Raw genomic sequence first — 10,463 nt, 5'->3', positions numbered from 1 at the left:
CGAAGGATTCGCCGGCTAGACCTGTCGGCGCCGACGGGGCCGGAATGCGTCTTTGACCTTTTCACCGGCATCTCTCAAATGGGCCGCCCGCTGGTCCGCCCTGCCCTCGGCTTCCAACGCCGGGTCGTTGGTGGCGCGGCCGGTTGCCGCCTTGAGCTTGCCCGTGACCAGCCGCACCTTGTTTCGGGCCTTATCCGCGCCGCTCATAGCGTGTCCTTCAATTTCGTTCCGAGTGGTAGTAGGGCGCTTACCCCTTTTCCTGCCGAGCCACGCGCCTGACCCACGGAAAGTCAGTCGCGGTTTGCTGGGTGGATGTGGGCTCCTTGTGAAATCCTGTGAACGTGTCCGCGGTACCCACCCCCTCGGGGGTGGTGACGTTTTTGTTCACCGATATCGAGGGTTCGACCCGACGGTGGGAATCGGACGCGGACAACATGCGTGCGGCGCTATTCACGCATGACGCGGTGTTGCGCTCTGCGATTGAGTCGCACGGCGGCTTCCTGTTCAAGCACACGGGCGACGGGGTGTGCGCGGCGTTCAGCTCCCCGAGGGCGGCGGTGGACGCCGCTGTAGCCGCACAGCTTGCGCTGGAGTTGCCGGTGCGGATGGGGCTGGCGACCGGCGAAGCCGAGCTGCGCGCCGGGGATTACTTCGGTGCGGTGCTCAACCGTGCGGCGCGGGTGATGGCGGCCGGGCACGGCGGTCAGATCCTGTTGGCCGAGTCGACGGCCGGTCTACTCGGCGGAGTAGGCCTCGTCGATCTGGGGCCGCGACGGTTACGGGATGTGCCGATGCCGGTCGGGGTGTTTCAGGTGCACGCACCCGGCCTGCGGGCAGACTTTCCGCCGTTGCGGGCGCTGGATGCGTCTCCGGGAAACCTGCGTCCGGCGACCACCAGCTTGATCGGACGTGAATCGGAGGTCGCCGAGGTCCAAGCGGCGGTCAAGGCGCATCGGTTGGTGACGCTGACCGGGGTGGGTGGTGTCGGTAAGACCCGCCTTGCGTTGGAGGTAGCGGCACGGTTGGCAGGTGAGTTCCCAGATGGGGTTTGGGTTTTCGAGCTGGCTGCGGTCACCGATCCCGCAGCGGTACCCGATGCCGTGGCGGCGGTGCTGGGGATTACACAACAACCGGGCGAGACCGTGAGTGAGTCGGTAGCCGCCGCATTGGAGGATCGGGTTTGCCTGTTGGTCATCGACAATTGCGAGCACATTTTGGACGCAGCCGCCGACTTGGTGGAGGCTGTCCTCGAGCGCTCGGCGACCGTGCGTGTATTGGCCACCAGCCGCGAAGGACTCGGGGCCGCTGACGAACAAATATGGCGCGTGCTGTCGCTCGATGTCAGTGCGGGCTTCCAATCCGCCGCCGTAAGCCTTCTCATTGAGCGGGCCCAGAGTGTCGCGTCGGACTTCTCGGTCGACCGCCCCGCCGAAGTGGACGCCGTAGTAGAAATCTGCCGCAGACTCGACGGCATTCCGTTGGCTGTTGAATTGGCCGCCTCACGGATGGCGTCGATGAGCGCGAGCGAGGTAAGTAGCCGTCTCGATCACCGATTCCGGCTGCTGGTCGGGTCCAGACGCGGACTGGCGCGGCACCAAACTTTGCGCCACGCGGTGGCATGGTCGTACGACCTGCTCGATGACGCGGAAAAGTCGCTACTGGAACGGTGCTCGGTGTTCGCGGGCGGTTTCGATCTCGAAAGCGCCCGCGCCGTAGCCGGTTTCAAGGATCACGATGATTACGCCACTCTTGAGGTACTCGATGCTCTGGTGCGTAAGTCCTTGCTCATTGCCGACCGGTCAAAGGGGCGGACTCGGTATTCGATGCTGGAGACGATCCGCCAGTTCGCCGAGGAACAACTCGTCGCCCACGGCGCGGCTGTTGAAGTCCGCGTTGCGCACGCTCGCTACTTCGCTGCAAAAGATGCCGACATCATGACCCTGTGGGACAGTCCCGAGCAACGCTATGCGTACGACTGGTTTACAACCGAGTTGGCCAACTTGCGCACCGCATTTCGCTGGGCCGCCGACGACGGTGACCTCGATGCTGCCGCTGCCATCGTGACGTTGTCAGGTCTGTTCGGTGTTTTGCTGGAGAATTTGGAGGCGGTTGCTTGGGCCGAGGAACTCTTCGAATCTGCTCAGGCCGTCGGCCATCCGCGCCTGGTGTCAGTGTGTTCGATCGCCTCGCTGTGCTACATGCTTGGTCGAATCGACGACGCTCTCGCCTATAGCGAGGCCGGTCGGGCGGCAATGGAGCGGGGTGTAGGCGGTGTGCCGATCGGTCTGAGCGAGCTTTGGCTTGGTGCCGTCTACAGTGCAATCGGCGAGGCTGATAAGTATGCCGATTTTTACCGTAACCACTTGACTCGCTGTCGGGATACCTATGGGCTTGCTCGGATCTGCGTCGCCATATCACTGGCGAACGGCGGTCGTCCTGACGAAGCGCGCTCTGTTGCGACCGGAATGATCGAGGCGGCCGAGGCAACCCGCAACCCTTACGTCGTTTCTTTCGCGTTGCTTTGCTATGGCATGGCGTGGAGTGACGAAGACCCGCATCGTGCACTCGATGCTCTGCGCAGGGGCGTGGCGGTCGCGCAAGAGAGCGGAAATCGGGCCAATGAGACATATTTGGCGATGACGCTGGCGATGACACTGCCTCGGATCGAGGCTGATCCCACCAATCCGCTCGTAGAACTCGACAACATCACTCTGGCGATCCGGACGTACTCCGGCGCGGGCAACACCGGCCAGATCCGTGCCGCACTGGGGCTCTTGACGACCTTTCTCGACCGGCACGGATACTACGAACCCGCCGCCGTCGTGGCCGGCTTCGCGTGTGTGGCCCCGACGGCAGCGTCAATGGTGCGAGACTTCCGTACGGCAGTCGCGCACCTACGTGATGTGCTCGGTGACCCGACGTACGAATCGCTTGCCCGCAAGGGAGAGGCGATGACCACCGCCGCCATGGCGACCTACGCCTGTGACCAAATCGACCAGGCCCGAACAGAACTGAACGCCTGATTACCCCTGCGCCAGCTCGGCCACGGGCTGCCATTCCTCCCAGTTCTTCAGCCGGCTTTCGTAGTCGGCCTTGGCCGTCTCCAGTGGGGAAGCGCCGAAAAAGACTCGCAGCGGCGGCTTTTCGGCGTCGACCACCTTGAGCAGCGCGGCGGCGGACGCCGACGGGTTGCCCGGGCTGGCCCACCGGCGGCCGCGCTCGGCCTGCACGGCGGCGCGTAGGTCGTCGTAGGCTGGCATCGGCTCGGCGTGTTTGGCCGAGGAGCCGGCCCAGTCGGTGTCGAAGCCGCCCGGCTCGATCAAGGTGACGTGCACACCGAACGGCGCGACCTCCTGCGCCAGTGCCTGCGAGAAGCCCTCCAGCGCCCATTTCGACGCGTGGTACATGCCGACCACGGGGAACGCGGTGATGCCCCCGATCGAGGACACCTGGATGATGTGGCCGCTGCCCTGCTCGCGCAGATAGGGTAGCGCGGCCTGTGTGATCCACAGTGCCCCAAAGACATTGGTCTCGATCTGATCGCGCGCGTCTCGCTCGGAGAGTTCCTCGACGAACCCGAACTGCCCGTAGCCGGCGTTGTTCACCACGATGTCGAGCCGGCCGAATTGGTCGTGCGCCTGCTTGACCGCCGCGAAGTCCGCCGCGCGGTCGGTGACGTCCAATCGGATCGGCAGCAGCGCGTCGCCGTACTTTTGCGCCAAGTCGTCGAGCGAGGCCGTGTCTCGCGCCGTGGCGGCGACCTTGTCGCCGCGCTCCAGCGCAGCGATCGTCCACGCCCGACCAAAACCCCGCGATGTCCCGGTGATAAACCAAACTTTTTCAGTCACGCCTTCCTACAACGCCGACCGCCTCACCTCATTCCCGCAACAGGTAGCGTCTCTGTGGTGAGTCGCGCGGAGTTGGACAAGGATCCCCGGGATGTCGCGTCGATGTTCGACGGCGTCGCCCGCCGCTACGACCTGACCAACACCGTGCTGTCGATGGGCCAGGACCGGTACTGGCGCAAAGCCACCCGGTCGGCACTGGCCATCGGACCAGGCCAGAAGGTGCTCGACCTCGCCGCCGGCACCGCGGTGTCCACCGTGGAGCTGAGGAAATCCGGGGCGTGGTGTGTGGCCGCCGACTTCTCGGTCGGCATGCTGGCGGCGGGTGCCGCGCGTGACGTTCCGAAAGTCGCCGGTGACGCCACCCGGCTGCCGTTCGGCGACGACGTATTCGATGCCGTCACAATCAGTTTCGGGCTGCGCAACGTCGTCGACACCCAGGCCGGTCTGCGCGAGATGGCTCGCGTCACCCGCCCGGGCGGCCGATTGGTGGTCTGCGAGTTCTCCACGCCCACCAACGCGTTGTTCGCCACCGTCTATAAGGAGTACCTGATGCGGGCACTGCCGCGGGTGGCGCGTGCGGTGTCCAGCAATCCCGACGCGTACGTGTACCTCGCGGAATCGATCAGGGCGTGGCCGGATCAGGCGGCGCTGGCGCAGCAGATAGCTCAGGCCGGATGGTCCGGGGTCCGCTGGCGCAACCTGACCGGCGGCATCGTCGCGCTACACGCGGCGCACAAGCCTCTGCGCTGAGAACGACCTAGTGCGTGCCGGCGCGCTGTACGAACGGGACCTGGTCGGGGCAGTAGTGGTCAACCGCGGCACCGAGGAACTGGAACGCCTGGCCCTGAGTGGTGCCCCGCGGCAGGTTGTGCTGAATGAAATTGGCCGACTTGTACGGGTCGCCGTCGACGCCCCGGCCGATCCGGTCGCAGGTGATCTTGCCCAGCCATGCCAACTGGTCCTGCGGCTGGTAGATGCCGAAGCCGTTGACGGTGTTCTTGAACGGCGCGTCGTAGTCGCTCGGGGGCGACGGCGTGCGCGGCGTGGGGTACGGCGCCGTGGGCGGCGGATCCGCCTGCGCCGGCACCGAGAGCTCCGCCGGCATCGCCAGCGCGGCCAGAGCGATAGCAGCAGCGGCTCCGATAGTAGCCAGGCTCGTTCCCTTCATTAGCTGGACTATACACGCCCCGGTCTGGCCGCGCGGACGAAAGCCGAACGCCGAAAGGCGGCTGCCATGGGGGCCGTGAACCCCGCCGACCAGCGGCGATGCGGGGGCTTCGGTCAGCTGAACGGCGTTCGGCGGTCCAGCAGCCGCGACAACCGGCCGCCGCCCCGCCAGGCGCGCGCCACCCAGTCCGCGTCGTCGTCGGTGACCAGGTTGGCCATCACCCGCACCGCGATCGTCATCAGCGTCGTCGAGCGCATGGCGATGGGTCCGGTCGCCGGCAGAAACCGCTGGAACGTCAACAACAGCGCCAGCCGGCGCGCTACCGAGAATCCGCGACCGTAGTGCTGCCGCAGCAGTGACGGCCACACTTGCGAGAGGTCGGGGCAATCCAGCAACGCAGCGGCCAGCCGCCCGGTCTCGAGCCCATAGTCGATGCCTTCGCCGTTGAGCGGGTTCACACAGGCCGCGGCGTCGCCGATCAGCATCCAGTTGGCGCCGGCCACCCCGGACACCGCGCCGCCCATCGGGAGCAGCGCCGAGGCCACCGCCCGCGGGTGGCCGGTGAACCCCCATTCGTCGCGGCGCAGGTCGGTGTAGTAGTCGATGAGCGGGCGCAGCGCCAGGTCGGCGGGCCGTTTCGACGTCGACAGCGCTCCGACGCCGATGTTCACCTCGCCGTTGCCGAGCGGGAAAATCCAGCCGTAGCCGGGCAGCACTTTGTCCTTGGAGCCGTCGGGTCCACGCAGCTCCAGATGCGACGTCAGCCAGGGGTCGTCGGCGCGCGCAGTGGTCAGATAGCCGCGGGCGGCGACGCCGTACACCGTCTCCTGGTGCCAGCGCCGGCCCAGCTTGCGGCCCAGTGACGAACGGGCGCCGTCGGCCACGATCAACTTGCCGCAGCTCACCTCGCTGCCGTCGGCCAGCGTCAGCGATGTCACCCGGCCCGATGAATCATGTTGTGCCGCAACGGCCTTCGTCCCGAGCAGCATCCGCGCCCCGGAATCCTCGGCGACTTTGCGGATCCGGTCGTCCAACTCGAGGCGGGCCACCGCGCTGCCGGTCGACGGGAACGACGGTCCGGGCCAATCGACTGCCACCTCGCCGCCGAACCCGCTCATCCGCAATCCCCGATGCCGGATGCGGGTGTCCAGCCAGTCGCACAGCCCGAGGCGTTCCAGCTCGGCGACCGCGCGCGGCGTCAGCCCGTCGCCGCAGGCCTTGTCGCGGGGGAAGCTCGCCGAATCGATCACCAGGACCTCATTGCCGGCCCGGGCAGCCCAGGCCGCCGCCGCGGAACCGGCGGGCCCGGCGCCCACGACCACCACTTGGGCCTTGAGGGTTCGGCTCTCCACGTCACCAGTATGTTGGTCGCGTGAGGACTCCGGCGACGGTGGTGGCGGGCGTTGACTTCGGCGACGCCGCTTTCGCGGCGACCGTACGGGACGGTGTCGGGCGGATCGAGCAGCTCATGGACACCGAGCTGAGCAGCGCCGATGACATCATGACCGAGTCGCTGACGCACCTTTTCAAGGCCGGCGGCAAGCGGTTCCGGCCGCTGTTCACTGTGCTGTCGGCGCAGATCGGGCCCGACCCGGACAGCGTGGACGTGACCATCGCCGGCGCCGTCATCGAGCTGGTGCACCTGGCCACGCTGTACCACGACGACGTGATGGACGAGGCGGAGGTTCGTCGCGGCACGCCGACGGCGAACGTGCGCTGGGGCAACAACGTCGCGATCCTGGCCGGGGACTATCTGTTCGCCACGGCATCCCGGTTGGTCTCGCGGCTGGGGCCCGAGGCGGTGCGGCTCATCGCCGAGACATTCGCCCAGTTGGTGACGGGACAGATGCGCGAGACCCGCGGGTTCGTCGAGGGATCCGACCCGATCGAGCACTACCTCAAGGTGGTGTACGAGAAGACCGCCTGCCTGATCGCCGCGGCGGGCCGGTTCGGCGCGATGTTCTCGGGTGCCGACGCCGATCAGGTGGAGCGGCTGAGCCGGCTCGGCGGCATCGTGGGCACCGCGTTCCAGATCTCCGACGACATCATCGACATCGACAGCGACTCCCACGAGTCCGGCAAGCTGCCCGGCACCGATGTGCGCGAGGGCGTGCACACCCTGCCGATGGTTTACGCGCTGCGCGAACCCGGGCCCGAAGCGGCGCGGCTGCGTGAGCTGCTGGTCGGGCCCATCGACGACGACGAGGCGGTGGCCGAGGCGCTGACGCTGTTGCGGGCATCGCCGGGGATGGCCAAGGCCAAGCACTCGCTGCAGGAGTACGCCGCGCAGGCCCGCCAGGAGCTGGCCCTGTTGCCGGACGTGCCCGGCCGGCGCGCGTTGCAGACGCTGGTCGACTACACCATCAGCCGGCACGGCTAGCGCCTGCGGAACCAACACGGCCGTCTCGGGCGTTCAATGAGCTGTAATCGGCAATAACGCGCGCTCCCGAGTGTTCCGAGGAGGACACCGATGACCTGGCATCCGCATCACAACACGTTCAAGACGTTCGCGTTGTTGGTTGGCATGTCCGCGTTGATCGTGTTCGTCGGCTCGCTGTTCGGCCGGACCGCGATGTTCCTCGCGGTGCTGTTCGCCATCGGCATGAACGTCTACACGTACTACAACAGCGACAAGCTGGCGCTGCGGGCCATGCACGCGCAGCCGGTATCGGAAGTGCAGGCGCCGGCGATGTACCGGATAGTGCGTGAGCTGGCCACCGCCGCGCACCAGCCGATGCCCCGGCTCTACATCAGCGACACCAACGCGCCCAACGCGTTCGCGACCGGACGCAACCCCCGCAACGCGGCGGTCTGCTGCACCACCGGCATTCTGGACATCCTCACCGAGCGCGAGCTGCGCGCCGTGCTGGGGCACGAGCTTTCCCACGTCTACAACCGCGACATCCTGATCTCGTGTATCGCCGGTGCGCTGGCGTCGGTGATCACCGCGCTGGCCAACATAGCCATGTTCGCCGGCATGTTCGGCGGCAACGACCGCGACGGCGAGAATCCCTTTGCGCTGCTTCTGGTTTCGTTGCTGGGCCCGATTGCCGCGACGGTGGTGCGGTTGGCGGTGTCGCGGTCACGCGAATACCAGGCGGACGAGTCGGGCGCGGTGCTGACCGGCGACCCGCTGGCGCTGGCGTCGGCCCTGCGCAAGATTTCCGGCGGCGTCCAGGCGGCTCCGCTGCCGCCGGAGCCCCAGTTGGCCAGCCAGGCGCACCTGATGATCGCCAACCCGTTCCGGGCGGGCGAGCGGATCGGGTCGCTGTTTTCCACCCACCCCCCGATCGAGGACCGTATCCGCCGATTGGAGTCCATGGCCGGGCGTTAGGCCCCGATCGCACGTACCATCGGACTTGGATGTGATGTGCGATGACTGAACGCGACTCGATAGACATTCACGAAGCCGGGCTGGCGCTGGATCTGCCTGACTTGATCTTCGAAACACGCGCCGGTGCCGGGATGAACCAGGCCCAGCTGGCGCAGGCGCTCGGCACCACCCACGAAGCCGTCGCCGCGTGGGAGGACGGAACCGAGGTGCCCCGCGTCGACGTGCTGCAACGACTGGCGCAGGTATGCGGCAAGCGGCTGCATATCCGCATCGACGTGGACTGACGTTGCAGGGCGCTCTTTCCGGGGAATGAGTGAGCTCCGATTTCGATAGCCCATGCGCTATCGGATTCGGCGCAACCCACATGGTCCCGAGAGAGCGCCGCGGGCCGGGTCAGCCTGGCCCCCTGGGCCGCGCTAGCAGTGCCGGGTCAGCCGGTCAACCCAATTACGCTGCGGCGCCTGGTCTTTCGGCTTCGACCAAGGGCTCCTGCGCGTCCCGCCGGCCCGTCGCGATCACGCCCTGGATGTCAACCGTGCCGCCGTTCGCCTCGTGCTGTAGCTGCCAGTCCGTAATCGTCTGGTGGGCAGCGTGATCGAGGTAATGCACCGCAATGGCCACCGTCACCGTCGCACCCTGCGGAACCGCTGCCAGCACCCGCGTCAGCCTCGGCAGCGCCAGGAAGGTGCACGCCGCGCCCTCGATGCTCACCCGCCAGTCGTCGTCCACCGGCGAGGCGTCGATCTTGGCCCGGATCACCCGCCATCCGGTCAGCGTGATGGCCAACGCCAGCCCGATGATGACCCCGTGCAGCAGGTTGAGGAAGATCACGCTGACGGCCGTCACGACGTACACCGCCAGATCGCCGTGTTTCATTGCGGTTTCGATGTGGGCCGGCTTCAGCAGCTGAACCCCGATGACGATGAGCAGACCGGCAAGGGCGGCGGTGGGGATCTCCTCGACCAGCCCGGCGAACGGGATGGTGAACAGCAGGATCCAGACACCGTGCATGATCGCCGAGGCTCGCGATTTGGCGCCCGCGTTGACATTCGTCGAGCTGCGGACGATGACGCCGGTCACCGGCAGTCCACCGATGGCGCCCGAGACGATGTTTGCGGCTCCCTGCCCCACCAGCTCGCGGTTGAAGTCGGTGCGTGGCCCGTTGTGCATCCGATCGACCGACACCGCTGACAGCAGGCTCTCGACGCTGGCGATGAGCGCCACCGTGATCACCCCGATCGCGAACGCGCCCCAGTTGCCGTGGGGAAGGTCGGGCAGCTGCAGCGCGTCCAGCGGTGACCCCTCGAGGTCGATCCGGCGCACGTGGAACGGGAAGACCACCGAAATCACCGTCACAGCCACGATCGCGACCAGGGGACCGGGAATGCGGCGCACCTTGGCGGGAACCCAGCGCCAGGCGACCAGGATCGCGATCACCAGCACCCCCAGGATCACCCCCGGCCGGTGCGCGCCGACGATCTGGCCCGGGAGCCCGATCAGGTTATGCCAGGCCGTGCTCTTGGATTTCCCGCCGAGCAGCACGTGCGCCTGCTGCAGGGCGATCGTGATGCCGATGCCGGCGAGCATGGCGTGCACGACGACCGGTGAGATCGCCAGGGCGGCACGCGCGACACGGCTGAGTCCCAACAGAACCTGTACGACACCGGCGGCGACGGTGATCAAGCATGTTATGCCCCAACCGAAATCGGATACCAGGTCGGCGACCACCACGGTCAGCCCGGCCGCCGGGCCACTGACCTGCAGGGGGGATCCACCCAGCGAGCCGACGATGATCCCGCCGACGATCGCGGCGATCAGGCCGGCGAGCACCGGGGCGCCCGAGGCGATCGCGATCCCCAACGACAGGGGGAGCGCGACCAAAAACACCACCAGTGATGACGGCAAGTCGTGCCGGATGACGCCGCGCAACCAAGTGATGCGCGGGGCGCTGGCGCTCTGTCCCCGGGACTTGTCGCCCGACTGTTCAACGTTGTGCATCGGTCGCGTCCCTCGTTAGGTGTTAGCGGGGGATGTTCCGATATCCGCCCCATCGTGCGCCCATTACCTCTTCGTAACGCGCTGGCGTACAGCCGATTACGACGGACCGACCCGC

10 protein-coding genes are annotated in these 10,463 nt (G+C 67.0%); 5 read left to right on the top strand and 5 right to left on the bottom strand.

The window, feature by feature from the left end; all coding sequences use genetic code 11:
• Positions 1-15: 15 nt before the first annotated feature.
• Complete coding sequence (locus A5688_RS24695; RefSeq protein ID WP_067909248.1) at positions 16-207, bottom strand: CsbD family protein; 192 nt, start codon at positions 205-207, stop codon at positions 16-18.
• A gap of 164 nt (positions 208-371) precedes the next feature.
• Between A5688_RS24695 and A5688_RS24690 the strand changes: the two genes are divergently transcribed.
• Positions 372-3,023 carry an ATP-binding protein gene (locus A5688_RS24690; RefSeq protein ID WP_082955040.1) on the top strand — a complete coding sequence of 884 codons (2,652 nt, stop codon included), beginning with the start codon at positions 372-374 and terminating at the stop codon, positions 3,021-3,023.
• Here the strand turns inward: A5688_RS24690 and A5688_RS24685 are convergent, their stop codons facing one another.
• A complete protein-coding gene (locus tag A5688_RS24685) occupies positions 3,024-3,848 on the bottom strand; it encodes an SDR family oxidoreductase (protein ID WP_067909254.1) in 825 nt (274 codons plus the stop codon).
• Between the two features lie 57 nt (positions 3,849-3,905).
• On the opposite strand from A5688_RS24685, the gene A5688_RS24680 reads away from it, so the two are divergent.
• Positions 3,906-4,598, top strand: coding sequence for a demethylmenaquinone methyltransferase (locus A5688_RS24680; RefSeq protein ID WP_067837334.1), 693 nt, complete (start codon positions 3,906-3,908; stop codon positions 4,596-4,598).
• A 7-nt stretch (positions 4,599-4,605) separates the two neighbouring features.
• Here A5688_RS24680 and A5688_RS24675 read toward each other — a convergent pair whose 3' ends face one another.
• Both A5688_RS24675 and menJ read right to left on the bottom strand, forming a co-directional pair.
• Positions 4,606-5,016: a DUF732 domain-containing protein gene (locus tag A5688_RS24675; protein ID WP_067837191.1), complete on the bottom strand. Its 411-nt coding sequence runs from the start codon at positions 5,014-5,016 to the stop codon at positions 4,606-4,608.
• Positions 5,017-5,129: 113 nt separating this feature from the next.
• The gene (menJ, locus tag A5688_RS24670; protein WP_067909257.1) at positions 5,130-6,368 is read right to left on the bottom strand and encodes a menaquinone reductase; all 1,239 of its coding nucleotides are present in this window, start codon (positions 6,366-6,368) and stop codon (positions 5,130-5,132) included.
• A 20-nt stretch (positions 6,369-6,388) separates the two neighbouring features.
• On the opposite strand from menJ, the gene grcC1 reads away from it, so the two are divergent.
• The 3 genes from grcC1 to A5688_RS24655 all read left to right on the top strand — a co-directional run bounded on the left by grcC1 (position 6,389) and on the right by A5688_RS24655 (position 8,634).
• Complete coding sequence (grcC1, locus tag A5688_RS24665; protein WP_067837195.1) at positions 6,389-7,396, top strand: nonaprenyl/(2E,6E)-farnesyl/geranylgeranyl diphosphat synthase; 1,008 nt, start codon at positions 6,389-6,391, stop codon at positions 7,394-7,396.
• Between the two features lie 90 nt (positions 7,397-7,486).
• Positions 7,487-8,350, top strand: coding sequence for a zinc metalloprotease HtpX (htpX, locus tag A5688_RS24660; protein ID WP_067837198.1), 864 nt, complete (start codon positions 7,487-7,489; stop codon positions 8,348-8,350).
• Positions 8,351-8,391: 41 nt separating this feature from the next.
• Positions 8,392-8,634: a helix-turn-helix domain-containing protein gene (locus A5688_RS24655; protein ID WP_067837201.1), complete on the top strand. Its 243-nt coding sequence runs from the start codon at positions 8,392-8,394 to the stop codon at positions 8,632-8,634.
• 163 nt (positions 8,635-8,797) lie between these two features.
• Here the strand turns inward: A5688_RS24655 and A5688_RS24650 are convergent, their stop codons facing one another.
• Positions 8,798-10,348: a SulP family inorganic anion transporter gene (locus A5688_RS24650; RefSeq protein ID WP_067909260.1), complete on the bottom strand. Its 1,551-nt coding sequence runs from the start codon at positions 10,346-10,348 to the stop codon at positions 8,798-8,800.
• Between the last annotated feature and the right edge of the window lie 115 nt (positions 10,349-10,463).

The sequence above is a fragment of the Mycobacterium mantenii genome, from assembly GCF_001667865.1.
Lineage (GTDB): Bacteria > Actinomycetota > Actinomycetes > Mycobacteriales > Mycobacteriaceae > Mycobacterium > Mycobacterium mantenii_A.
The sequence above is the reverse complement of the archived record's forward strand: the minus strand, read 5'-3'. Positions and strand labels throughout refer to the sequence as shown.

Coding starts and splice junctions, on each gene's coding strand:
- A5688_RS24695 (WP_067909248.1), bottom strand. CDS start 207: ATGAGCGGCGCGGATAAGGCCCGAAACAAGGTGCGGCTGGTCACGGGC.
- A5688_RS24655 (WP_067837201.1), top strand. CDS start 8,392: ATGACTGAACGCGACTCGATAGACATTCACGAAGCCGGGCTGGCGCTG.
- htpX (WP_067837198.1), top strand. CDS start 7,487: ATGACCTGGCATCCGCATCACAACACGTTCAAGACGTTCGCGTTGTTG.
- A5688_RS24650 (WP_067909260.1), bottom strand. CDS start 10,348: ATGCACAACGTTGAACAGTCGGGCGACAAGTCCCGGGGACAGAGCGCC.
- A5688_RS24675 (WP_067837191.1), bottom strand. CDS start 5,016: ATGAAGGGAACGAGCCTGGCTACTATCGGAGCCGCTGCTGCTATCGCT.